The sequence below is a fragment of the Streptomyces sp. AC1-42W genome, from assembly GCF_003248355.1.
GTDB lineage: Bacteria > Actinomycetota > Actinomycetes > Streptomycetales > Streptomycetaceae > Streptomyces.
On record NZ_QKWY01000001.1, the window covers coordinates 1,688,092 to 1,712,483 of the forward strand.

22 protein-coding genes are annotated in these 24,392 nt (G+C 72.9%); 19 read left to right on the top strand and 3 right to left on the bottom strand.

Annotated features, from left to right (window positions below):
- The first annotated feature begins 69 nt into the window (after nt 1–69).
- The 7 genes from DNK56_RS07635 (at nt 70) to obgE (ending at nt 9,561) form a co-directional block, all read left to right on the top strand.
- A complete protein-coding gene (locus tag DNK56_RS07635; RefSeq protein ID WP_111331700.1) occupies nt 70–4,350 on the top strand; it encodes an Rne/Rng family ribonuclease in 4,281 nt (1,426 codons plus the stop codon).
- Between the two features lie 97 nt (nt 4,351–4,447).
- The gene (galU, locus tag DNK56_RS07640) at nt 4,448–5,338 is read left to right on the top strand and encodes a UTP--glucose-1-phosphate uridylyltransferase GalU (RefSeq protein ID WP_111331702.1); all 891 of its coding nucleotides are present in this window, start codon (nt 4,448–4,450) and stop codon (nt 5,336–5,338) included.
- 28 nt (nt 5,339–5,366) lie between these two features.
- A complete protein-coding gene (locus DNK56_RS07645) occupies nt 5,367–6,119 on the top strand; it encodes a phosphocholine cytidylyltransferase family protein (RefSeq protein ID WP_111331704.1) in 753 nt (250 codons plus the stop codon).
- Nucleotides 6,107–7,210 carry an iron-containing alcohol dehydrogenase family protein gene (locus DNK56_RS07650; protein WP_111331706.1) on the top strand — a complete coding sequence of 368 codons (1,104 nt, stop codon included), beginning with the start codon at nt 6,107–6,109 and terminating at the stop codon, nt 7,208–7,210. The genes DNK56_RS07645 and DNK56_RS07650 overlap by 13 nt, the downstream gene beginning before the upstream one ends.
- Before the next feature lie 177 nt (nt 7,211–7,387).
- On the top strand, nt 7,388–7,708 hold the full coding sequence (gene rplU, locus DNK56_RS07655) for a 50S ribosomal protein L21 (protein WP_014045903.1): 321 nt from the start codon (nt 7,388–7,390) through the stop codon (nt 7,706–7,708).
- 14 nt (nt 7,709–7,722) lie between these two features.
- Nucleotides 7,723–7,980 carry a 50S ribosomal protein L27 gene (rpmA, locus tag DNK56_RS07660; protein WP_018103204.1) on the top strand — a complete coding sequence of 86 codons (258 nt, stop codon included), beginning with the start codon at nt 7,723–7,725 and terminating at the stop codon, nt 7,978–7,980.
- Between the two features lie 138 nt (nt 7,981–8,118).
- Complete coding sequence (gene obgE / locus DNK56_RS07665) at nt 8,119–9,561, top strand: GTPase ObgE (RefSeq protein ID WP_111331708.1); 1,443 nt, start codon at nt 8,119–8,121, stop codon at nt 9,559–9,561.
- Nucleotides 9,562–9,643: 82 nt separating this feature from the next.
- Here the strand turns inward: obgE and DNK56_RS07670 are convergent, their stop codons facing one another.
- Nucleotides 9,644–11,872: a bifunctional glycosyltransferase/CDP-glycerol:glycerophosphate glycerophosphotransferase gene (locus DNK56_RS07670; protein ID WP_111331710.1), complete on the bottom strand. Its 2,229-nt coding sequence runs from the start codon at nt 11,870–11,872 to the stop codon at nt 9,644–9,646.
- A gap of 185 nt (nt 11,873–12,057) precedes the next feature.
- On the opposite strand from DNK56_RS07670, the gene galE reads away from it, so the two are divergent.
- From galE to rfbD, 4 genes are all read left to right on the top strand, one after another.
- On the top strand, nt 12,058–13,029 hold the full coding sequence (gene galE / locus DNK56_RS07675; protein ID WP_111331712.1) for a UDP-glucose 4-epimerase GalE: 972 nt from the start codon (nt 12,058–12,060) through the stop codon (nt 13,027–13,029).
- 175 nt (nt 13,030–13,204) lie between these two features.
- Complete coding sequence (locus DNK56_RS07680) at nt 13,205–14,275, top strand: glucose-1-phosphate thymidylyltransferase (RefSeq protein WP_111331714.1); 1,071 nt, start codon at nt 13,205–13,207, stop codon at nt 14,273–14,275.
- Entirely contained in the window at nt 14,272–15,261 is a 990-nt protein-coding gene (gene rfbB, locus DNK56_RS07685) for a dTDP-glucose 4,6-dehydratase (RefSeq protein ID WP_111331716.1), read from the top strand. The genes DNK56_RS07680 and rfbB overlap by 4 nt, the downstream gene beginning before the upstream one ends.
- Nucleotides 15,258–16,247 (top strand): dTDP-4-dehydrorhamnose reductase, encoded by a 990-nt coding sequence (gene rfbD / locus DNK56_RS07690; RefSeq protein WP_111331718.1) that lies wholly within the window; start codon nt 15,258–15,260, stop codon nt 16,245–16,247. Before rfbB ends, rfbD begins: the two co-directional genes overlap by 4 nt.
- On the opposite strand, the gene rfbC is transcribed toward rfbD, so the two are convergent.
- Entirely contained in the window at nt 16,166–16,819 is a 654-nt protein-coding gene (gene rfbC, locus DNK56_RS07695; RefSeq protein ID WP_111331720.1) for a dTDP-4-dehydrorhamnose 3,5-epimerase, read from the bottom strand. The genes rfbD and rfbC overlap by 82 nt on opposite strands.
- Nucleotides 16,820–17,061: 242 nt before the next feature.
- Here rfbC and proB point away from each other — a divergent pair, with 242 nt between their 5' ends.
- From proB to DNK56_RS07720, 5 genes are all read left to right on the top strand, one after another.
- Nucleotides 17,062–18,147 carry a glutamate 5-kinase gene (gene proB / locus DNK56_RS07700; protein ID WP_241989944.1) on the top strand — a complete coding sequence of 362 codons (1,086 nt, stop codon included), beginning with the start codon at nt 17,062–17,064 and terminating at the stop codon, nt 18,145–18,147.
- Between the two features lie 140 nt (nt 18,148–18,287).
- Complete coding sequence (locus DNK56_RS07705; RefSeq protein WP_111331724.1) at nt 18,288–18,788, top strand: hypothetical protein; 501 nt, start codon at nt 18,288–18,290, stop codon at nt 18,786–18,788.
- Nucleotides 18,789–18,922: 134 nt separating this feature from the next.
- A complete protein-coding gene (locus tag DNK56_RS07710; protein WP_111331726.1) occupies nt 18,923–20,206 on the top strand; it encodes a glutamate-5-semialdehyde dehydrogenase in 1,284 nt (427 codons plus the stop codon).
- 65 nt (nt 20,207–20,271) lie between these two features.
- Entirely contained in the window at nt 20,272–20,868 is a 597-nt protein-coding gene (locus tag DNK56_RS07715) for an SCO2584 family spore wall biosynthesis protein (protein ID WP_111331728.1), read from the top strand.
- A 146-nt stretch (nt 20,869–21,014) separates the two neighbouring features.
- Nucleotides 21,015–22,169 (top strand): SCO2583 family membrane protein, encoded by a 1,155-nt coding sequence (locus tag DNK56_RS07720; protein WP_111331730.1) that lies wholly within the window; start codon nt 21,015–21,017, stop codon nt 22,167–22,169.
- On the opposite strand, the gene DNK56_RS07725 is transcribed toward DNK56_RS07720, so the two are convergent.
- Nucleotides 22,066–23,211, bottom strand: coding sequence for a M48 family metallopeptidase (locus DNK56_RS07725; protein ID WP_111331732.1), 1,146 nt, complete (start codon nt 23,209–23,211; stop codon nt 22,066–22,068). The genes DNK56_RS07720 and DNK56_RS07725 overlap by 104 nt on opposite strands.
- Before the next feature lie 113 nt (nt 23,212–23,324).
- On the opposite strand from DNK56_RS07725, the gene DNK56_RS35255 reads away from it, so the two are divergent.
- The 3 genes from DNK56_RS35255 to nadD all read left to right on the top strand — a co-directional run bounded on the left by DNK56_RS35255 (nt 23,325) and on the right by nadD (nt 24,378).
- Nucleotides 23,325–23,477 carry a hypothetical protein gene (locus DNK56_RS35255; protein WP_199563823.1) on the top strand — a complete coding sequence of 51 codons (153 nt, stop codon included), beginning with the start codon at nt 23,325–23,327 and terminating at the stop codon, nt 23,475–23,477.
- Between the two features lie 83 nt (nt 23,478–23,560).
- A complete protein-coding gene (locus DNK56_RS35260) occupies nt 23,561–23,722 on the top strand; it encodes a hypothetical protein (protein WP_199563822.1) in 162 nt (53 codons plus the stop codon).
- A 38-nt stretch (nt 23,723–23,760) separates the two neighbouring features.
- Complete coding sequence (gene nadD / locus DNK56_RS07730; protein WP_111331734.1) at nt 23,761–24,378, top strand: nicotinate-nucleotide adenylyltransferase; 618 nt, start codon at nt 23,761–23,763, stop codon at nt 24,376–24,378.
- Nucleotides 24,379–24,392: the final 14 nt, after the last annotated feature.

The following is a 24,392-nucleotide window of genomic DNA, read 5'->3' on the forward strand; positions in this document are numbered from 1 at the left end:
TGTGACGCGGCCCGAACCGGACCGGAACCAGGCGCGGCGCCCCGGTAGCGCGACGGGAGAACCGCCCGCATGCCCCAGCCCAACGAATCCGGCACCGCCGGAAACGCAGAGGACAACAACACCCCCGGCGACAAGCTGCCGCCGCGCCGCAGGCGCCGCGCGGCCTCACGCCCCGCCGGCCCCCCGACCACGGGGGAACGGGCCGCCGCCGACGCCGCGGCCGTACCGGCCGTTGACGCCGGAGAGTCCCCGACGAACGCCGAGCCGGCCGCCGACGCCGCCCCGGCCCGCCCGCGCCGCCGCGCGGTCCGCAAGGCCACCTCCGCCCCGGGCGCTCCGCAGGCCGCCGAGCCGGCGGAGACCGTGGAGCCCGCCCCGGCCGCCGAGCCGGTCGCCGAAGAGCCCGCGGCGGAGCCCGCCGCCGAGGCCCCCCGCACCCGCCGCCGCGCGGTCCGCAAGGCCACGTCGCCCGCCGGTGCGCCGAAGGCCGTCGAGCCGGTCGAGATCGTTGAGGAGGCCGTGGTGGCGGAGAGCCCCGAGCCGGCCGCGGAGTCCGCCGCCCCGGCGCGTCCGCGCCGCCGTGCCGTGCGCAAGGCGACCTCGCCCGCCGGTGCGCCGAAGGCCGTCGAGCCGGTCGAGATCGTTGAGGAGGCCGTGGTGGCCGAGAGCCCCGAACCGGTTGCGGAGCCCGCCGAGGCCCCCCGCACCCGTCGCCGTGCCGTCCGCAAGGCCACGTCGCCCGCCGGTGCGCCCAAGGCCGCCGAGCCGGTCGAGATCGTCGAGGAGCCCGCCGTGGCCGAGCCCGCCGCCGAGCCGGTCGCCGCCGACGAGCCCGCCGAGGCCCCGCGCGGCCGTGCCCGCCGTCGGGCGTCCGCCCCGGCCGGTGCTCCGCAGGCCGCCGCCCCCGTGGAGCCGGTCGCCGAGGTGACCGACGAGGCGGAGGAGGAAGAGGCCGAGGAGACCGACGAGGTCACCGCAACGGCCGAGACCGCCGAGACCGCCGAGCCGGTCGCCGAGCCCGCCGCCGAGGCCCCGCGCGGTCGTCGGCGCGCCACGCGCCGCGCGGCGTCCCCGGCCGGTGCGCCGAAGGCCGCCGAGGGGCAGTCCGCCGACGTGCAGACCGGCGAGAGCCTGCCCGAGGCCGCCGTCGAGGAGCTGGCCGCCGAGCCCGTCGAGGTCGAGGAGGCCGCCCCGCGCGGCCGTCAGCGCCGCCGGGCCACCGCCGCCGCCGGCCGCCCCGAGTTCACCGCGCAGACGGAGGAGCCGGCGCGCCGCAGCCGCCGCGCGACCCGTCCGGCCGTGGCCGTCTTCCAGGCGCCGGTCTTCGCCGAGCCGATGTTCCAGACCCCGGAGACCGCGGCCGCCGCCGCTGCTGCCGCGGTCTCGCAGGAGGAGCCGGCCCACGAGCCCGCCCCGGTCCAGGAGCGCGCCGAGTCCGAGACCGGGCCGCAGGGCGGTTCGCGTCGCCGTCGCCGCCGCCGGGGCGAGGCCGTCGAGGCCGCCGACACCGCCGAGCCGGTGACCGCCGCCCCGGAGCGGGAGCAGCCGGAGGACGAGCCGGAGCCGGAGGCCGCCGCCGAGGCCGGGCACGACGGCGAGGACACCGACGAGTACGGCGACCGCCCCTCGCGCCGCCGCCGCCGGGGTGGCCGGCGCCGCCGCCGGGGCGAGACCGGCGACGACGAGCACACCGAGCCGCAGCACGCGGACGAGGCCGCCGACCACACCGAGGACGAGTCCGGGGCCGCCGCCCAGGAGTCCGAGGACGAGGGCGACGACGACCACGACGAGCACGAGGCCGTCGCCTCCGGCACGAGCAGCAGCCGCCGTCGCCGGCGCCGCCGCCGTCGCAGCGGTGACGCCCTGCCCGAGGCCGAGACCGGCACGGACGACCCGGAGCGCACCGTCGTCAAGGTCCGCGAGCCCCGCAAGAAGGAGGAGCGGGAGCCCGGCACCGGCTTCGACGAGGTCCAGTCCATCAAGGGCTCGACCCGTATGGAGGCCAAGAAGCAGCGCCGCCGCGAGGGCCGCGAGCAGGGCCGCCGCCGGGTGCCGATCATCACCGAGGCGGAGTTCCTGGCCCGCCGCGAGGCCGTCGAGCGCGTCATGGTCGTCCGCCAGAGCGGCGAGCGCACGCAGATCGGCGTCCTCGAGGACAACGTGCTCGTGGAGCACTACGTCAACAAGGAGCAGGCCACCAGCTACGTCGGCAACGTCTACCTGGGCAAGGTCCAGAACGTGCTGCCGTCCATGGAGGCCGCCTTCGTCGACATCGGCAAGGGCCGCAACGCCGTCCTGTACGCCGGTGAGGTCAACTTCGAGGCGCTCGGCATGGCCCACGGGCCGCGCCGCATCGAGACCGCTCTCAAGTCCGGCCAGTCCGTCCTGGTCCAGGTCACCAAGGACCCGATCGGCCACAAGGGCGCCCGTCTGACGAGCCAGGTCTCACTGCCCGGCCGCTACCTGGTCTACGTGCCCGAGGGCTCGATGACCGGGATCAGCCGCAAGCTGCCCGACACCGAGCGCGCCCGGCTCAAGACCATCCTCAAGAAGATCGTCCCCGAGGACGCGGGCGTCATCGTGCGCACCGCCGCCGAGGGCGCGAGCGAGGACGAGCTGCGCCGTGACGTCGAGCGGCTGCAGCAGCAGTGGGAGGACATCCGGAAGAAGGCGAAGGGCACCGGCGGCTCCAACGCGCCGACCCTTCTGTACGGCGAGCCGGACATGACCGTCCGCGTCGTCCGGGACATCTTCAACGAGGACTTCTCCAAGGTCATCGTCAGCGGCGACGACGCGTGGGAGACCATCCACGGCTACGTCTCGCACGTGGCGCCCGACCTGACGGACCGGCTCTCGCGGTGGACGTCCGAGGTGGACGTCTTCGCGACGTACCGGATCGACGAGCAGCTCATGAAGGCGCTGGACCGCAAGGTCTACCTGCCGAGCGGCGGCTCGCTGGTGATCGACAAGACCGAGGCGATGGTCGTCGTCGACGTCAACACCGGCAAGTTCACCGGCCAGGGCGGCAACCTGGAAGAGACCGTCACCAAGAACAACCTGGAGGCGGCCGAGGAGATCGTGCGCCAGCTGCGGCTGCGCGACCTCGGCGGCATCGTCGTCGTCGACTTCATCGACATGGTGCTGGAGTCCAACCGGGACCTGGTGCTGCGGCGCCTGCTGGAGTGCCTGGGTCGCGACCGTACGAAGCACCAGGTCGCCGAGGTCACCTCGCTGGGCCTGGTCCAGATGACCCGCAAGCGGGTCGGCCAGGGGCTGCTGGAGTCCTTCTCCGAGACCTGCGTGCACTGCAACGGCCGCGGGGTCATCGTCCACATGGAGCAGCCCTCCTCGGTGGGCGGCGGGGGCGGCGGCAAGCGCTCCAAGAAGCGCCGCGGCGGTGCCGGCCAGGACCACGAGCACGACCACGGCCACGAGCACACCCACGAGCACGCCGCCGAGGCGGAGCCCGAGGCCGAGAGCGCGGCCGAGGTGGCGGCGGAGGCCGCGGCGCCGGTCGCCCTGCCCGAGCCGGAGTTCGCCCCGGACGAGGAGCTGTACAGCAGCGCCGCCGAGGCCGAGGCCGCCGCATCGCGCGGCCGCGGCCGCCGCCGGGCGACCCGCAAGGCATCGGCCCCGGCCGGCGCCCCGAAGTCCGCCGCCCCGGCGCGGGAGCCCGAGGCCGCCCCGGCCGCCGAGCCGGTCGCGCAGCCGGAGCCCGAGGCCGCGGCGCCCGCCGAGGCCCCGCAGGAGACACCGGCCGAGGCCCCGCAGGGCCGGACACGGCGCCGGGCGACCCGTAAGGCCACCGCCCCGGCGGGTGCCCCGGCCGAAGCGGTCGTGGCCGAACCGGCCCCGGCGGAGCCGGCCGCGCTCGCGTCGGCCACCGCCGAGGAGCCGGCGCTCGCCCCGGACCCGGTCGCCGCCGAGGACCCGGTCGTCGAGGCCGCGCACGCCGAGGCACCGGCCGAGGAGCCGGCCGCCCCGCCGCGCGTCCGGCGCCGCGCCACCCGCAAGGTGAGCGCGCCCGCCGGTTCCCCCGCAGGGGCGGAGGAGGCCGCGGTCGTCGTGGTGGAGACCCCCGAGGCCCCCGCCCCCGAGGCCCCCGAGGCCACTGAGGCTCCCGAGGCACCCGCCTCCGAGGCGTCGGCGGCCGAGCCCGAGGCCGCCACGGCCAAGAAGGCGGCCCGCAAGACCGCCAAGAAGACCGCGGCCAAGAAGGCGGCCGTCAAGAAGACCGCGGCCAAGAAGACGGCCGCGAAGAAGACGACGGCCAAGAAGGCGGCGGCGAAGAAGACGGCGGCGGCCGAGCAGACCGCCCCGTCCGTCACGGCCGCGGCCGACGAGGGCTGACCCGCCCCCGTACGTGCGCGGCGCGGTCCGGCCGGTCCCCCCGAGGGACCGGCCGGCCGCGGCGCGGGCCGCTCCCGCCCCTGACAGAAAGCCCTCCATGCGCAAGATCCAGAAGGCCGTCATACCGGCCGCCGGGCTCGGTACCCGGTTCCTGCCGGCGACGAAGGCCACTCCCAAGGAGATGCTGCCGGTCGTCGACAAGCCGGCGATCCAGTACGTCGTGGAGGAGGCCGCCGCAGCGGGCCTGAACGACGTCCTGATGGTCACCGGACGCAACAAGCGGCCGCTGGAGGACCACTTCGACCGGAACTACGAGCTGGAGTCGGCGCTGACCCGCAAGGGCGACGCCGCACGGCTGGCGAAGGTCCAGGAGTCCAACGAACTCGCCACCATGCACTACGTCCGCCAGGGCGACCCCAAGGGCCTCGGACACGCCGTCCTGTGCGCGGAGCCCCATGTCGGGGACGAGCCGTTCGCGGTCCTGCTCGGCGACGACCTGATCGACCCGCGCGACCCGCTGCTGACCCGGATGACCGAGGTCCAGCAGCGCGAGGGCGGCAGCGTCGTCGCGCTCATGGAGGTCCCGCCCGCGATGATCCAGCAGTACGGCTGCGCGGCGGTGGAGCCCACGGCGGAGGACGACCTCGTCCGGGTCACCGGCCTGGTCGAGAAGCCGGAGCCGGGCGAGGCCCCCAGCAATCTCGCGGTCATCGGCCGCTACGTCCTGGACCCCGCCGTCTTCGCCGTACTGCGCGAGACCGAGCCCGGCCGGGGCGGCGAGATCCAGCTGACCGACGCGCTCCAGCGGCTGGCCGCCGACGAGAAGCTCGGCGGCCCGGTGCACGGCGTGGTCTTCCGGGGCCGCCGCTACGACACCGGGGACCGGGGCGACTACCTGCGGGCCATCGTCCGCCTCGCCTGCGAGCGCGAGGACCTGGGCCCCGACTTCCGTACCTGGCTGCGCTCCTTCGCAGCGGCCGAACTCTGACCCGTACCGAGGACCAAGGAGAACACCCATGATCGGCATGATTCTGGCGGCCGGCGCCGGCCGCCGTCTGCGCCCCTACACCGACACGCTGCCCAAGGCCCTGGTGCCGGTCGGGCCCGAGGGCGACGAGGAGAGCATCACCGTCGTCGACCTGGCGCTCGGCAACTTCGCCGAGGTCGGGCTGACCGAGGTGGCGATCATCGTGGGCTACCGCAAGGAGGCCCTGTACGAGCGCAAGGCGGCGCTGGAGGCCAAGTACGGCGTCAGCATCACGCTGATCGACAACGACAAGGCCGAGGAGTGGAACAACGCCTACTCCCTGTGGTGCGGCCGGGACGCCCTCAAGGACGGCGTCCTGCTCGCCAACGGCGACACCGTGCACCCGGTCTCGGTCGAGAAGTCGCTGCTGGCCGCGCGCGGCGAGGGCAAGAAGATCATCCTCGCCCTCGACACGGTGAAGCAGCTCGCCGACGAGGAGATGAAGGTCGTCGTGGACCCCGCCGAGGGCGTCCGGCGCATCACCAAGCTCATGGACCCGGCCGAGGCCACCGGTGAGTACATCGGCGTCACCCTCATCGAGGCCGAGGCCGCCGAGGCGCTGGCCGACGCGTTGAAGACCACCTTCGAGCGCGACCCGGACCTCTACTACGAGGACGGCTACCAGGAGCTCGTCAACCGCGGCTTCAAGATCGACGTGGAGCCGATCGGCGACGTCCAGTGGGTCGAGATCGACAACCACGACGACCTCGCCAAGGGCAGGAAGATCGCGTGCCAGTACTGACCCGGCTGATCCCCGCGCCGGTCGTCGTCGACATCCGGCCCGGAGCCCTCGCGAATCTGGCGGCCGTCCTCGCCGACCAGCGGATCTCCGGCTCCGGCAAGCTGGCGGTGGCGATCAGCGGGGGTTCCGGCCGGGCCCTGCGGGAACGGCTCTCGGACAGCCTGCCGGGCGCCTCCTGGTTCGAGGTGGGCGGCGGCACGCTGAACGACGCCGTGAAGCTCGCCGAGGCCATGAAGTCCGGGCGGTACGACGCGGTGGTGGGTCTCGGCGGCGGCAAGATCATCGACTGCGCCAAGTTCGCCGCGGCGCGCGTCGGGCTGCCGCTGGTCGCCGTGGCGACGAACCTGTCCCACGACGGGCTGTGCTCCCCGGTGGCCACGCTCGACAACGACGCGGGCCGGGGCTCGTACGGCGTGCCGAACCCGATCGCCGTCGTCATCGACCTCGACGTCATCCGCGAGGCCCCCGCCCGCTTCGTGCGGTCCGGCATCGGGGACGCGCTCTCCAACATCTCCGCCGTGGCGGACTGGGAGCTGGCCCACCGGGTCAACGGCGAGGACATCGACGGACTGGCCGCCGCGATGGCCCGGCAGGCCGGCGAGGCCGTGCTGCGCCACCCCGGCGGGCTGGACGACGACGCGTTCCTCCAGGTGCTCGCCGAGGGCCTGGTGCTCACCGGGATCTCCATGTCGGTGGCCGGGGACAGCCGCCCGGCCTCCGGCGCCTGCCACGAGATCAACCACGCCTTCGACCTGCTCTTCCCGCAGCGGGCCGCCAGCCACGGCGAGCAGTGCGGGCTCGGCGCCGCGTTCGCCATGCACCTGCGCGGCGCCGTGCAGGAGTCGGTCCGGATGACCGAGGTGCTGCGGCGCCACGGGCTGCCGGTGACGGCCGAGGACATGGGCTTCGACGTGGACGAGTTCGTCCGGGTGGTGGCGTTCGCGCCGAGGACCCGGCCGGGCCGCTACACGATCCTGGAGCACCTGAACCTGTCCGAGGACGGCATCCGGGACGCCTACGCCGAGTACCGCAGAACCGCCGGGGTCCAGGGATTCGCCGGACACCCTCCAGGCGTCGGGGGCCCGGTTTGACCGGCTGTGCGGGGCCCCGTAACCTTGACCCTCGGCGTTTGTTCGCCACACCTCTGAGCACCGACCTCCCGCTCGTACGGGAGAGGCCGCTCGTCCACTCCGGATCGTCATGGGTCCCCGGACCCGTGCGAGCGGCTGGCATCAGGGGTTTCCGCTTCGAGTGAGAGTGAGATCCGCGTGTACGCCATCGTGCGCAGCGGTGGTCGCCAGCACAAGGTTGCTGTCGGCGACATCGTTGAGGTTGACAAGATTTCCACTGCCAAGGTGGGCGACACGGTAGAGCTCTCTACCCTGCTCGTTGTCGACGGCGACGCCGTGACCAGCGACCCGTGGGTCCTGGACGGCATCAAGGTCCAGGCCGAGGTCGTGGACCACCACAAGGGCGCGAAGATCGACATCCTTCGCTACAAGAACAAGACCGGCTACCGCCGTCGCCAGGGTCACCGCCAGCAGTACACGGCGATCAAGGTCACCGGTATTCCCGCGGCTGCGAAGTAAGGGACTGAGAACACATGGCACACAAGAAGGGCGCATCGTCCACCCGGAACGGGCGCGATTCCAATGCTCAGCGGCTCGGCGTGAAGCGCTTCGGCGGCCAGGCCGTCAACGCCGGTGAGATCCTGGTCCGCCAGCGTGGCACCCACTTCCACCCCGGCACGGGCGTCGGCCGCGGTGGCGACGACACGCTGTTCGCCCTCGCCGCCGGTGCGGTCGAGTTCGGCACGCACCGTGGCCGCAAGGTCGTGAACATCGTTCCGATCGCCGGCTGAATTCCCGGCGCTCGTCGAGCGGTATGACGTGGAGGCGGACCTCACTTCCCGAGCAGGGAAGTGGGTCCGCCTTTCACGTGTTGTCCCTACGGGGGCGAGCGAGATCTTTCCGCAGGTATGCAACTGGAGGTTCCACCCATGACCACCTTCGTGGACCGCGTCGAACTGCATGTCGCCGCGGGTAACGGAGGCCACGGCTGTGCCTCCGTTCACCGTGAGAAGTTCAAGCCGCTGGGCGGCCCGGACGGCGGCAACGGCGGCCGGGGCGGCGATGTGACCCTGGTCGTCGACCAGTCCGTCACCACGCTCCTCGACTACCACCACCACCCCCACCGCAAGGCCACCAACGGCCAGCCCGGCGGCGGCGACCACCGCACCGGCAAGGAGGGCCAGGACCTGGTCCTGCCCGTGCCGGACGGCACCGTCGTCCTGGACCGCCGGGGCAACGTGCTCGCCGACCTCGTCGGCCAGGGCACCGCCTTCGTCGCCGGCCAGGGCGGCCGCGGCGGCCTCGGCAACGCCGCGCTGGCCTCCGCCCGCCGCAAGGCCCCCGGCTTCGCGCTGCTGGGCGAGCCCGGCGAGGCGCGGGACATCGTCCTGGAGTTGAAGACCGTCGCCGACGTGGCCCTCGTGGGCTACCCGAGCGCCGGCAAGTCCTCGTTGATCTCCGTCCTGTCGGCCGCCAAGCCGAAGATCGCGGACTACCCGTTCACCACCCTCGTCCCCAACCTGGGCGTGGTCACCGCCGGCAGCACGGTGTACACCATCGCCGACGTGCCCGGCCTGATCCCGGGCGCCAGCCAGGGCAAGGGCCTCGGCCTGGAGTTCCTGCGCCACGTCGAGCGCTGCTCGGTGCTCGTGCACGTACTGGACACGGCGACGCTGGAGTCGGACCGCGACCCGGTCTCCGACCTCGACATCATCGAGGAGGAGCTGAAGCTGTACGGCGGTCTGGAGGACCGGCCCCGCATCGTCGTCCTCAACAAGATCGACGTGCCGGACGGCCGGGACCTCGCGGAGATGATCCGCCCCGACCTGGAGGCGCGCGGCTACCGCGTCTTCGAGGTGTCCGCCGTCGCCAGGACCGGGCTCAAGGAGCTGTCCTTCGCGCTGGCCGGCATCATCGCCGAGGCGCGCGCCGCCAAGCCGGTCGAGGAGGCCACCCGCATCGTCATCCGGCCCAAGGCCGTGGACGACGCAGGGTTCACCGTCACCCTGGACGAGGAGGAGGGCGTCTACCGGGTGCGCGGCGAGAAGCCGGAGCGCTGGGTGCGCCAGACCGACTTCAACAACGACGAGGCCGTCGGCTACCTCGCGGACCGGCTCGCCCGGCTCGGCGTCGAGGACCAGCTGCGCAAGGCCGGGGCCCGCGCCGGCGACGGCGTGGCCATCGGCGCCGAGGACAACGCGGTCGTCTTCGACTGGGAGCCCACGGTCACCGCGGGTGCCGAGATGCTCGGCCGCCGCGGCGAGGACCACCGCCTGGAGGAGCCGCGCCCGGCCGCCCAGCGCCGCCGCGACCGCGAGGCGGAGCGCGACGAGGCCGCCCAGGAGTACCAGGACTTCGACCCGTTCGCGTAGCGCGGGTGAACGACCGCGGTCCCGGCCCCTTCCGCAGGACGGAGAGGGGACCGGGACCGCGGTCGTCGTCGTACGGGGCCCGTCAGGCGCGCCCGGCCTTCACGGCCTCGGCGGGGGAGGGGGGCGGGGTGCGCTCGGCGAGCGGGACCACCGGCAGCAGCTCCGCCTCGCCCAGGAACACCTTGCGCACCACGCGCTCGGCGGCCCGCCCGTCGTCGTAGTCGCAGTAGCGCTCCCGGAACGCCGCGCGCAGCGCCGCCGCCTCCTCGTCGCGCCACTCGCCGGAGCGCAGGATCGAGGTCAGCCGCTCCTGGGTCGTGGCGACGGCGCCCGGCGGCTCGGCCATCAGGTCGAAGTAGGTGCCGCGCACCACCCGGTAGGTGTCCCAGTCGTCGGCGTGGATGACGATCGGCCGGTCCAGGTTGGCGTAGTCGAACATCGCGGACGAGTAGTCGGTGATCAGGGCGTCCGCCGCCAGGTAGAGCCGCTCGACGCTGCCGTGCCCGGAGACGTCCACGATCCGGCCGGCGGCCCGCCGCTCGTCCGGCCGGTCGGCGGGCTTGTAGAAGTAGTGCCCGCGCACCAGCAGGGTGACGTCCGGGCCCAGGTCCTCGGCGAGCTTTGTCAGGTCGAGCCGGGGCGTGAAGGACTTCTCGTACTCGCGGTGCGTCGGCATGTAGAGGAAGGCGGTCGTGCCGTCCGCGATCCCCAGCTCCCGCCGCGCCTCGACCACGTCGGCGGCGGTGGCGTTCACGAGGACGTCGTTGCGCGGGTAGCCCGTCTCCAGCGTGGTGTAGCGGCAGGGGTAGACCCGCTCCCAGACGGTGGTGGAGAACCGGTTGGCGGACAGGCTGTAGTCCCAGCGGTCGCACCGGCGCAGCAGCTTCTCCATGTCCATGCTGGTGGACGCGGGGTACTGCGCCTGGTCGAGACCCATCGTCTTGAGCGGGGTGCCGTGATGGGTCTGCACGTGGATCTGGCCGTCGCGCTTGACGACGGTGTCCCCGAAGTTGACGTTGTTCGTCAGGTACGTGGCACGGGCCATGGCCGCCCAGTACTCGCGGGAGCCGACGATCACCTTCTCGACGCCCTCGGGCACCCGGCCCTGGTGCTCGGCGCGCACCGCCCAGACCCGGCGGATCTGCGGCGCGAGGCGGCCCAGCTCGGCCTCGACGGCGGCGGGGTTGCAGGAGTAGCCGCGCCCCCAGTACGCGGAGAACACGGCGAGGTTCTCGTCGAGCGGCATCCGCAGCTGGGACCGGTAGAACATGCCGAGGGCGGCCCGCTTGGCCCGGCCGATGCGGGCCTGGCCGCCCAGCCGGGCGCGGTGGCGCGCGTTGTTGGCGCGGGTCAGGCCGAAGAACGCGGAGTACGAGTCGACGCCGAGCAGCGCGTACTTGTAGCCGCGCCCCCCGGCCGGCCGCTCGAAGTCCTCCGGCAGCCGGGCGCGGTAGTCCTTCGCCGCCCGGTGGAAGAACTCGGCGCGGGCGTCGCGCGGCAGCCGGCCGGGCTTCTCCAGCACCGTCAGGAAGTGGTCGACCATCTTCCGGAACAGCGCCGGGCGCCACGAGGCCAGCTCGGGCCGCTCGTCCAGGAACGCGAACACCCGGTCGTACTGGTCGAAGACGTCGAAGTGCTTGCGGCTGACCGTGCGCAGGATGTTGCCGCCCTCGCGCCGCTGCCGGTACAGCACACAGGAGCGGTCGAGCACCGCGATGCGCTCCGCCGCCATCAGCGAGCCGTACGTCCAGGGGGCGTCCTCGTAGTAACCGGGCGGGAACCGGAAGCCGTGCCGGGTGACGAAGTCGCGGCGGTACGCCTTGTTCCACACGATCTGGAGCAGGTCCAGCAGCTGCGGGCGTTCGGCCAGCGAGAAGACGTCCGGGCCCTCCTCGGACATCAGGTCGGCGCGCTTGTTGCGCAGCATCCGCCCGTCCCAGTAGGTCCGGGTGTAGTCGTAGACCAGGATGTCCGGGTCGTCCGTGGCGTCGAGGCGCGCCGCGATGGCCGACAGGGAGCCCGGCGCCAGCGTGTCGTCGCTGTCCAGGAAGAGGACGTAGTCACCGCTCGCCAGCTCCAGACCGGCGTTGCGGGCGCGCCCCAGGCCCACGTTCTCCGTGAGGTGCAGCACACGCAGCCGGGAGTCCCGCGCCGCGTACGCGTCCAGGATGGCGCCGGAGCCGTCCGGGGAGCGGTCGTCGACGCCGATGACCTCGATGTCGGTGAAGTCCTGCCCCAGCACGGAGTCCAGACACTCCCCGATGTACCCCTGCACGTTGTACGCAGGCACGATGAGGGTCAGTCGAGGCATCGTCCACCAGTTCCAGAGGCTGTCCGCAAGGGCTGTACGGGAGGCGGGGCCGGACCGTGCGAGAGTGGTCGGCGTCCGGCACCCGGACAGCGTAATTGATGGCCTTCAGCGCGGCCGGGGGTGCCCGAGACGTCCACGTAGGGTGGAATGCCGACGGATACAGCATCTGACAGGAGACGCACGACATGACCTGGATGGTTACGGGCGGGGCGGGATACATCGGTGCGCACGTGGTGCGTGCGATGCTCGCGGGCGGTCAGCGGGTGGTCGTGTTCGACGATCTGTCCACCGGAAGCGCCGACGCGGTCCCCGCCGGGGTTCCGCTGGTGACCGGCACCGTGCTGGACCGCGAGGCCCTGGACGCGGCCATCCGCGAGCACGGGGTGACCGGCGTGGTGCACGTCGCCGGCAAGAAGCAGGTCGGCGAGTCCGTGGAGCGCCCGCTCCACTACTACAAGGAGAACGTCACCGGCCTGGAGGTCCTGCTGGAGGCCATGGTCGCGGCCGGGGTCGAGCGGCTGGTGTTCTCCTCGTCGGCCGCCGTCTACGGCATGCCCGACGTGGACCTCGTCACCGAGACGACGCCCTGCGCGCCGATGAGCCCGTACGGCGAGACCAAGCTCGTCGGCGAATGGCTGATCCACGCCGCCGCCCGGGCCCACGGGCTGCGCTGCGCCTCGCTGCGCTACTTCAACGTGGCGGGCGCCGCCTCGCCGGAGCTGGCCGACGCCGGGGTGTTCAACCTGATCCCGATGGTCTTCGAGCGCCTGGAGGCGGGCGGCTCCCCGCGCGTCTTCGGCGACGACTACGCCACCCCGGACGGCACCTGCGTCCGCGACTACATCCACGTCGAGGACATCGCCTCCGCCCATCTGGCCGCCGCGCGCCGGCTGGAGACCGCCGAGCCCGGTACGGACCTCACGCTGAACATCGGCCGGGGCGAGGGCAGCTCGGTCCGCGAGATGGTGGACCGCATCCTCAAGGTGACGGGCAACGAGGACACCGCCGTCGAGGTCACCGACCGCCGCCCCGGCGACCCGGCCCGTGTGGTCGCCTCCGCCGACCGCATCCGTGCGGAGCTGGACTGGTCGGCGCGGTACGGCGTGGACGAGATGATCGAGTCCGCCTGGCAGGGCTGGCGCCTGCGCCACCCGTAGTCCCCGGTACGCCGCCCCCCGTACGGGTGACGAAAAGTTGCCGCTTTTCGTCCGGATGTGTCAGTGAACGCCGGTCATGGGTCGTTTCGCCACCGAAGTGGGGGTGTGGGTCAGTAGGGTCGGCTGCGGCGGACCGCCGCCGCATCGGCCACTCTCACCGTGGGGGCAGCAAACCGTGAAGGCTCTCGTACTTTCCGGTGGGGCGGGCACCCGGCTGCGCCCCATCACCCACACCTCCGCCAAACAGCTCGTGCCGGTGGCGAACAAACCGGTGCTGTTCTACGGCCTGGAGGCCATCGCCGAAGCCGGCATCACCGAGGTCGGCATCATCGTGGGCGACACCGAGGAGGAGATCCGCGCGGCGGTCGGCGACGGTTCCCGCTTCGGTATCGACGTCACCTACATCCGGCAGGCCGAGCCCCTGGGCCTCGCCCACGCGGTCCTGGTCGCCCAGCGCTTCCTGGGCGACGACGACTTCGTGATGTACCTCGGCGACAACTTCATCGTCGGCGGCATCGCGGGCCTGGTCGGGGAGTTCCGCGCGGACCGGCCCGACGCGCAGATCCTGCTGACACAGGTGCCCGACCCCAGCTCCTTCGGCGTCGCGGAACTGGACGGGGACGGCAGGGTGGTGGCCCTGGAGGAGAAGCCGGAGCACCCCAAGAGCGACCTCGCGCTCGTCGGCGTCTACCTCTTCACGCCCGCCGTCCACGAGGCCGTCCGCTCCATCCGGCCCTCCTGGCGCGGCGAACTGGAGATCACCCACGCCATCCAGTGGCTCATCGACCGGGAACGCGACGTGCGCTCCACCGTCATCCGGGGCTACTGGAAGGACACCGGCAACGTCACCGACATGCTGGAGGTCAACCGCACCGTCCTGGAGAGCGTCGAGCCCTGCACGGAGGGCGCCTACGTCGACGGCGAGAGCGAGATCATCGGCCGGGTGCTCATCGAACCGGGCGCCCGCGTCACCCGCAGCCGGATCGTCGGACCCGCCGTCATCGGCACCGGCTCGGTGATCAGCGACGCCTACGTCGGCCCGTTCACCTCCATCGGCCGGCACTGCCGCATCGAGGACAGCGAGATCGAGTACTCCATCGTGCTGCGCGGCGCGTCCATCGACGGCGTCCGGCGCGTGGAGGCGTCGCTGATCGGGCATGACGTCGAGGTGACCCCCGCGCCCCGCAGCCCCTCCGCCCACCGCCTCGTCCTCGGCGACCACAGCAAGGTGCAGATCTCCTCATGACCCCTACACGCCTCCTCGTCACCGGCGGCGCCGGCTTCATCGGCTCCCACTACGTCCGTACGCTCCTCGGCCCGGACGGCCCCGGCGACGTCACCGTCACCGTCCTGGACGCCCTCACCTACGCCGGGAACCCGGCCAACCTGGACGAGGTCCGCGCCCACCCCGGTTTCTCCTTCGTGCACGGCGACATCTGCGACGCGGACCTGGTGCGCCGGCTCATGGCCGGGCACGACCAGGTGGTGCACTTCGCCGCCGAGTCCCATGTGGACCGCTCCATCGACGGCGGCGCCGCCTTCGTGCGGACGAATGTGGTCGGCACCCACACCCTGGTCCACGCCGCGCACGAGGCCGGGGTGCGCACCTTCGTCCACGTCTCCACCGACGAGGTCTACGGCTCCATCGACGAGGGCTCCTGGACCGAGGAGGAACCCCTCGCGCCCACCTCCCCGTACTCCGCCTCCAAGGCGTCGAGCGACCTCGTCGCGCTGGCCTACCACCGCACCCACGGCCTCGACGTGCGCGTCACCCGCTGCTCCAACAACTACGGCCACCACCACTTCCCCGAGAAGGTCATCCCCCTCTTCGTCACCCACCTCCTGGAGGGCCGGCCCGTCCCGCTGTACGGCGACGGCGCCCACGTCCGCGACTGGCTCCACATCGACGACCACGTCCAGGGCATCGAACTCGTCCGCACCAAGGGCCGCCCCGGCGAGGTCTACAACATCGGCGGCGGCACCGAACTCTCCAACAAGGAGCTGACCCGGCTGCTCCTGGAGGCGTGCGACGCCGACTGGGACACCGATGTGATCCACGTCGAGGACCGCAAGGGCCACGACCGGCGCTACTCCGTGGACTGCGCCAAGATCCGCGACGAGCTGGGCTACGCGCCCCGCAAGGACTTCCGCACCGGCCTCGCCGAGACCGTCCGCTGGTACCGCGAGAACCGCGCCTGGTGGGAGCCGCTCAAGGAGAGGGCCGCCCTGTGAACCCCCGCTGGCTGGTCACCGGCGCCGGCGGCATGCTCGGCCGGGACCTGACGGCCGCGCTGGCCCGCGAGGGCGCCACCGCCGTCGCGGCGGACCGCTCCGCCCTGGACATCGCCGACCCGGCCCGCGTCCGCGCCGCCTTCGACGCCCACCGGCCCGCCGTCGTCGTCAACTGCGCCGCCTGGACCGCCGTGGACGACGCGGAGAGCCGGGAGGCCGACGCGCTGCGCGTCAACGGCACCGGACCCGCCGTCCTCGCCGAGGCCTGCCGCGCCCACGGCAGCGTCCTGCTGCACGTCTCCACCGACTACGTCTTCGCGGGCGACGCGGACCGGCCCTACCCGGAGGACGCCCCGACCGCCCCGCGCGGCGCCTACGGCCGCACCAAACTCGCCGGCGAGCGCGCCGTCCTGGAGACCCTGCCCGACACCGGCCACGTCGTCCGCACCGCCTGGCTCTACGGCGCGGGCGGCGCCAACTTCGTCCGTACGATGATCAGACTGGAGGCGGTCAAGGACACCCTCGACGTGGTGGACGACCAGCGCGGACAGCCCACCTGGACCGCCGACCTCGCCGCACTGCTGACCGCGCTGGGCCGCGCCGCGCTCGACGGCACCGCACCGGCGGGCGTCCAGCACGGCACCAGCACCGGCGAGGTCAGCTGGTACGGCCTGGCCCGCGAGGTGTTCCGGCTGCTCGGCACCGACCCGGACCGGGTCCGCCCCACCGACAGCGCCGCCTTCGCCCGCCCCGCGCCCCGGCCCGCGTACAGCGTGCTCGGGCACGACCGGCTCGCCGCCGCCGGACTCGCCCCCCTGCGCGACTGGCGCACCGCGCTGCACGCGGCCTTCCCCGAGCTGCTCGCCGCCGAGCGCCCCGCCGAACGCCCTGCGGGACGGCCCGGTCAGCGGCCGGCCGGGCTGACCGCCGGCTCGCCGGACCGGACGCCGGGCACCGCCGAACCGCCCGCGCGCAGCCGCGCGTAGTACGCCTCGCACGCGGCGTACGAGGGCAGCAGCCCCCGCTCCGCGGCCTCGGCGAGCGCCGGGGCCGCCGCGTCCTTCGGGGAGAGCAGCGGGGCGATGTCCGCCGGCCACTCGATGCCCAGTTCCGGGTCGAGCGGATCGATGCCGTGCTCCCGCTCCGGCGCGTACCCCTCGGAGCACAGGTACAGCACGCAGGCGTCGTCCGTCAGCGCCATGAAGCCGTGCCCGAGCCCCTCCGCGAGGTAGACCGCCCGGTGGCTCGTGTCGTCCAGCCGGACCGCCTCCCACCGCCCGTGGGCCGGCGAGCCCGTTCGTACGTCCACGATCACGTCCAGCACCGCGCCCCGTACGCACTTCACGTACTTCGCCTGGCCCGGCGGCACGTCCGCGAAGTGGATGCCGCGCAGCGTGCCCCGGCGGGAGCGGGAGAAGTTGGCCTGCGCGAGCCCCAGCGCGTGCCCGGCCGCCGCCTCCAGGTCCGCCGCCCGGAACCACTCGTGGAAGCTGCCGCGGCTGTCCGGGAAGACCTCGGGCTCGTGCACCCAGGCCCCGGGGACGGAGAGCCGGCGCATGCGATCACATCCTCTTCGCGGTCCGCGGGGCTCCTGTCGGCCCCGGTACCTGTGCCCAACGAGACCGGGGCCCGAACAGATACGGAACGGTACAGAGCGGGATGAAAGGGGTTCCGTAGTGCGGAATGCGAGCGCATCGATATGCGATCCGCGTGTAGATGTAGATTGCGAGATCCAGCGAGCGAAACTTGGGGGATCGGGTGTCAGGGGCAAGGAACGGCGTCACGGAAGCCCGCAGGATCGTGGTCAAGGTCGGTTCCTCCTCCCTCACCACGGCCACCGGCGGCCTCGACGCCGACCGGGTCGACGCCCTCGTCGACGTACTCGCCAAGGTCCGCGACGGCGGCGCGCGCGAGGTCGTCCTCGTCTCCAGCGGCGCCATCGCGGCCGGGCTCGCCCCGCTCGGCCTGCACCGCAGGCCCCGGGACCTGGCCCGCCAGCAGGCCGCCGCCAGCGTCGGCCAGGGACTGCTGGTCGCCCGCTACACCGCCTCCTTCGCCCGCTACGGCGTCCGCGTCGGCCAGGTCCTGCTCACCAGCAACGACACCAGCCGCCGCGCCCACTACCGCAACGCCTACCGCACCCTGGACCAGCTCCTGGACATGGGCGCGCTGCCCGTCGTCAACGAGAACGACACCGTCGCCACCGACGAGATCCGGTTCGGCGACAACGACCGGCTCGCCGCCCTCGTCGCCCATCTGGTCCGCGCCGAACTGCTGGTCCTCCTCTCCGACGTGGACGGCCTCTACGACGGCGACCCGAGCATCCCCGGCACCACCCGCATCGCCGAGGTCACCGGCCCCGCCGACCTGGCCGGGGTCAGCATCGGCAGCGCCGGCAAGGCGGGCGTCGGCACCGGCGGCATGGTCACCAAGGTCGAGGCCGCCCGGATCGCCACCGCCGCCGGCATCCCCGTCGTCCTCACCTCCGCGAGCCACGCGGCCGACGCCCTCGCCGGCCGCGACACCGGCACCTACTTCCACCCCACCGGCCGCCGCTCCGCCGGCCGGCTGCTCTGGCTGGCCCACGCCTCGGCGCCGCGCGGCTCGCTCACCCTGGACGACGGGGCGGTGCAGGCGGTCGTGGAGCGGCACAGCTCGCTGCTGCCCGCCGGGATCGCGTCCGTCGAGGGCGAGTTCACCGCGGGCGACCCGGTGGAGCTGCGCGACCTGACCGGCCGGGCGGTGGCCCGCGGACTCGTCAACTTCGACGCCAAGGAGATGCCGCGGCTCCTCGGCCGCTCCACCCGCGACCTCGCCCGCGACCTCGGCCCCGCCTACGAGCGCGAGGTCGTACACAGGGACGATCTCGTCGTCCTGCACGGCTGACACGCACCGAAACGGCTGAAAGTCCGGCCAACGGACGGAGAGCTTCACGAAAACCGCCCCACACCGGGCCGCGGACTGGTCCACTTTGTAGCAGGGAAACTGCGGGGTACAGCAAAGCAACACATCACAGGAGGCCGCCGGTGAGACGAGCGCGCCCGGGGGCGCCGCCCCGAGGAACGGGTGGCCGCACCCTGACCAGTGTCGGAGCGGGAGCCGGTTTCGACGGGAACCGGCCCATGGACCGCAGAAACGAGCGCACCACCCGGCCGGAGCCGGGACCGGCCGCCCAGGAGCACACCCCGTCGAAGCTCTGGCACGTCACCCTCTGCGTCTCCGGGGCCGAGTTCCCGCTGAAGGAGGTCAGACGCGGCCTGGAACAGCTCGCGCACGACCACCCCTTCCTGCTGACCAGCCGGTACGCCAACGACCACGCGGAGATCCGCTACTGGGAGGAGGCCCGCGACCTGCACGACGCGGCGGCGGTGGCCCTGCGCCTATGGGGCGAGCACCGCTCCAGCGCCGGCCTGCCGCCCTGGACGATCGTCGGCCTCGAAGTCATCGACCGCGAGACCTACCACCAGCGCGTCGCCGAGGGGTACGGACCGCCCCCGGCCGCCCCGGTCGGCGTCCATCCGTACTGATCCGGCCGAACCGGGAAGCCGAACCGGGAAACCGAACCGGGAAACCGGACGGGGGAAGCCGAACCGGGGAAACAGCCGTCTCGCATCACGAAATGCGTACGGGATGCCCGCAGGGCGCGCACTACTCTGCGGGCATGACCACGCTCTCGCCGTACGACAACATGTCTCCCGTGGCCCAGGCCGCCTACCGGGCCCGCTCCGCCGCCGCCGACATCGCGCCACTTCCGCGCGCGGCCAAGGACGACGCGCTGCTGGCGATCGCGGACGCCCTGGAGGTACGGACGAGCGACATCCTCGCGGCCAACGCCGAGGACGTGGCCCGCGCCCGCGAGGCCGGGACCAGCGAGTCCGTGGTGGACCGGCTGACCCTCACGCCCGAGCGCATCCGCGCCATCGCCGCCGACGTACGCGATGTCGCCGCCCTGCCCGACCCGGTCGGCGAGGTGGTGCGCGGCTCGACCCTGCCCAACGGCATCGACCTGCGCCAGGTCCGGGTGCCGCTCGGTGTCGTCGGGATCATCTACGAGGCCCGGCCCAACGTGACGGTGGACGCCGCGGCCCTCTGCCTGAAGTCGGGCAACGCCGTCCTGCTGCGCGGCTCGTCCTCCGCCTTCGCCTCCAACACCGCCCTGGTGCGGGTGCTGCGCGACGCGGTGGGCGGCTCCGGCCTGCCTGCCGACGCGGTGCAGCTGGTGCCGGGCGAGAGCCGTGACTCGGTGCGCGAACTCATGCGCGCCCGCGGCCTGGTGGACGTCCTCATCCCGCGCGGCGGCGCCTCGCTGATCCGGACCGTGGTCGAGGAGTCCACGGTCCCGGTCATCGAGACGGGCACCGGCAACTGCCATGTGTACGTGGACGCGCAGACCGACCTGGACATGGCCGTGGAGATCCTGGTCAACTCCAAGGCCCAGCGCCCCAGCGTCTGCAACGCCGCCGAGACCCTCCTCGTCCACAAGGACGTCGCGGGCGCCTTCCTGCCGCGCGCCCTGGACGCCCTGGCCGAGGCCGGCGTGACCGTGCACGGCGACGAGGCGGTGCTGGAGTACGCCGAGGGCTCCAAGGCGACCGTGGTCGCGGCGACCCCCGAGGACTGGGAGACCGAATACCTCTCGTACGACATCGCGGCGGCCGTCGTGGAGTCGCTGGACGCGGCCGTGGCCCACATCCGGCTCTGGTCCTCCGGCCACACCGAGGCGATCGTCACCACCTCGCAGGCCGCCGCCCGCCGCTTCACCCAGCTGGTGGACTCCACCACGGTGGCCGTCAACGCCTCGACGCGGTTCACCGACGGAGGCCAGTTCGGTTTCGGCGCCGAGATCGGCATCTCCACGCAGAAGCTGCACGCCAGGGGCCCCATGGGCCTGCCGGAACTCACCTCGACCAAGTACATCGTCACCGGCGACGGCCATGTGAGGTGACCCGGAGCGGGGCCGAATCCGCCGTCTCCCTGCCCAAAGCGGGGCTGCGGGTCTAGTCTGAACGCGTGCCGGACGACGTGGGGGGCAGGCCGTATCCGAACGGCCGGGAGCCCGACGACGACCGCGGGGGCGCTGACGAGGACTTCGCCTCCGTGGTGTTCGACGAGGACTTCGTACGGGCCGCCGCCTTCCACGAGCCGACCGCCGTGGAGCGGCTGCTGGCGGCGGCCGAGGCGCGCGCCGAGGCCGACGCCCGGCGCGCCGGTGCCCGCGGCGGCCCCTACGACGACGAGCCGTACGACGACGGCTACGGCCCCGGCCACCACGACCCGCTGGACGACGACGGCTTCCGCGACGACGGCCCCTACGGCCGCCACGGCGGCTCGTTCCGCCCGTACCGGGGCACGGCCCGCTGGCACCGCCCGGTCGCCTGGCTGCTGGCCGTCCTGATGGGCATCGGCATGGTCGCGCTGGCGTTCAGCGCCGTCTACCGCAACAGCTCCGGCGCCCGGCAGAGCCCGGTCCGGACACCGGCCAGCACCGGCGTCGACAGCGCGCCCGGCCCCGGCCCCGGCCCCGGCTCGGCCCCCTCCGAGCCGTCCCCGTCCGAGGCGGACGACAACTCCCGCCCGAAGGCATCCGCCGCCCCGCGCACCCCCTGAACATCCGCCTGCCACGGGGTGCCCGGCAGAACTCTGCGGTGGTTGCCCGGCGCCACCGCGTTTACCGTCGTCGTGATCGACCCACCCTGAATGTATGACCCCTCGTCCGCTCGAAGAGGGGACTTCTCACGGACTCGGGAGAAGTCATGGCACACCGCGGAGACCCACCCGATGGCCCGGCGGAGAACGGCGCGGGCGGCCAGGACGACGAGTACGGCTCACTCGTCTTCGACGAGTCCTTCGTACGCGCCGCCCGGCTGCAGGAGTTCTCCGCCCAGGAACGCATGGGGGAGCACGCCCGTGCCGTGCGCAGCCTGCCGGGACGGACGGTCCGCACCGGCTCGCGGATCGCCGTCGCCCTGGTGATCCTGATCGCCCTGGCCTTCGGCACCGCCGTCTTCATGGGACTGCGCCACCCCTACGAGAGCCCGGCGGCCCGGCGGACCGAGCCGCTGCGGATGACCCTCGTCCCCCTGGCCCCGCGCGGCGCCGTGCCCGGCGGCACCCCCGACGCCCTCTTCGCCGGGAGCCCGGCCGCCGACCACGCCACGGGCCGGGACGGCATCAGCCCGCCGCCCGCCCGGCGCACCGAGGACTTCTCGGAGAGCCAGGTCGGCGCCGCCCTCGCCACCGCGACGGACTATCTGGTGGCCTCCTCGCTCGACCCCGACGTGCTCGGCGGGAGCACCGTGCGCCCCGTGGAGGCCCTGCTCGACCCGGACCAGATGGAGCAGTTCGAGCGCAGCGTCGAGGACCCCTACGACGACGGGCAGCACGCCGCGACCGGCTGGCTCGTCCGCTTCGACCCCGCCGAGGCCGTCCCGGACCCCGAGGTCCGGGTCCGGGGCACCCTGCGCTACGCCCAGACGGGCTCCGACGCCCTGGAGGTCGTGTCGGACCACACCTTCACGTACGCGCTGCGCCCCGCCGCCTCGGGGCCGCAGCCGCAGGGCGGCGCCTCCCTGTTCACCGTGCGGCGGGAGATGAGCTTCCGGTTCGACCGGGAGGACCTGCGGCTGCACCGGGTGGAGGTGCGGACGAGCTACCTCCAGGCGGGCCCGCAGTCCTGCCCGGCCGACACCTCGGGCGCGCTGCGGCCGCTGCTGGCCGGCGAGCGGGCGGAGTCGCGGGGGCCGGCGGGCACCGACCCGTACGCCACCGGCAGGCCCGCCGCCGCCCTGTGCGGGACGCTGGAGGTCAGCTCCCGTCCGTCCCGGACCCCTGCGAGCCCTCCGGGCCCCGGGAGTCTTCCGTCCCCTCCGCCCCCGCTGTCCCCGGCGACCCCGCCGAGCCGCCCGTAGCACCGCCCTTGCCGCCGCCCCCGGTGAATTTGTCCCGCAGCTTTCCGCCCAGGTCCCCGGCGCCACCGGCTATATCGCCGACCAGCTTCATCAGCGGGTCCTTGCTGTTGCGCACCGAATCGGCGTAATGCGCGGCGGATTCCTTGAACGAGTCGGTCACCGAGGTGTCCTTGTCCTCGTCCCGGCGCGGGTAGTGGCCGTCCATGATGCGCTGGAAGTCGCGGGTCTCCGACCACTTCTTCAGCTCCGCCGCCCGGACCGTGGTGAACGGGTGGGAGCGGGGGAGCACATTGAGGATCTTGAGCACCGAGTCGCGCAGGTCGCCGGACTTCTCGTACTCGTCGGCCTGGGCCAGGAAGGCGTCCACGTTCATCTCGTGGAGGTGGTTGCCGCCGGCGATCTTCATCAGGCCGCGCATCGACGCCTGTATGTCCTGGCCGACCAGCAGCCCGGCCCGGTCCGCCGACAGCTCCGACTTGCGGAACCACTCGCGCAGCGCCGTCACGATCGCCATGATCGCCACGTTGCCCAGCGGAATCCAGGCGACCTTGAGCGCCAGGTTGGTGAGGAACAGCAGGATCGTGCGGTACACCGCGTGACCCGAGAGGGCGTGTCCGACCTCGTGGCCGACGACCGCCCGCATCTCCTCCTCGTCCAGCAGCTCCACCAGGCCCGTGGTCACCACGATGATCGGCTCGTCGAGCCCGATGCACATGGCGTTGGGCTTGGGGTCCTGGGTGACGTACATCGGCGGGACCTTCTCCAGGTCCAGGATGTAACACGCGTCGCGCAGCATGTCGTTGAGGTGGGCGAACTGGGCGTCACTCACCCGGACGGAGTCCGACAGGAAGAGCAGTCGCAGACTGCGCTCGGGCAGCAGACCGCTCAGTGCCTTGAAGACGGTGTCGAAGCCGCTCAGCTTCCGCAGCGCGACCAGCGCGGAGCGGTCGGCCGGATGTTCGTAGGACCGGGAGGAGATCCCCGGAAATCGCTTGCGCTGCCTGCTCGGTACGCCGCTGCTCTCGTGGCCGCCACCGGTCATGGATGATCCCCCTGATCTTCGTGCGAGACGTCGCTCGCCCCCTGGCGCAGCCCAGCCTAGGTGCTGGGGCTACGGTGTGCGGGGGGCTGTGGATAACCGAGGAGACGCCCGACATGCCGTACTCAGTTGCTCTGTTCGCCGCCGCGTCCGGGGACCAGGGGCCGGGCAACACGATCCGCATCGTGCTGGTCGCCTCCCTCCTGGGCGCCGCCCTGCTGGCCTGGTTCCTGCTGCGCGGATACCGCAACGACGACAACAACGACTGAGTCGGCGTGAGCGTGCCCGTGACCCCCGCATACGATGTCCGCGACGTCTTCCCCCGACTCCCGATCGATAGGTCCTGCCGAAGATGAGCCTCACGAGCACCGCACACCAGCTGGTCACCGTCGCCGCCGAGGGCGAGCACGGCGGCAATCACGACAGCCTCATCCCCGCCGTCACCGGTGGCGGCGCCCTTGTCGTGCTTCTCCTCCTCCTGTGGATCACCACGCGCTTCAACCGCGACCGCTGAGGCCGAGGCGTACAGCTGTGCCAGTAGGCTCTGCACGCATGGGAGAGCAGGAAGTGCCTACCGGCCCCGGAAAACGCCGACTCGGCGTGATGGGCGGGACGTTTGACCCGATCCATCATGGACACCTGGTGGCGGCCAGTGAAGTGGCCGCCCAGTTCCACCTCGACGAGGTGATCTTCGTACCGACCGGGCAGCCGTGGCAGAAGAGCCACAAGCACGTCTCCCCGGCGGAGGACCGTTATCTGATGACGGTCATCGCGACGGCGTCCAACCCGCAGTTCTCGGTCAGCCGCAGCGACATCGACCGCAAGGGCCCCACGTACACCATCGACACCCTGCGGGACCTGCGCGAGGTCCACGGCGACGCGGACCTCTTCTTCATCACCGGCGCCGACGCGCTCGCCCAGATCCTCACCTGGCGCGACGCCGACGAACTGTTCTCGCTCTCCCACTTCATCGGAGTCACCCGGCCGGGCCATCTGCTCACGGACGCCGGCCTGCCGAAGGGTGGCGTCTCCCTGGTGGAGGTCCCCGCGCTCGCGATTTCCTCGACGGACTGCCGCGCGAGGGTCGCCGAGGGCGAGCCGGTCTGGTATCTCGTTCCGGACGGTGTGGTCCGCTACATCGACAAGCGCCAGCTGTACCGCGGCGAGTGAGCGGAGAGGGGCAC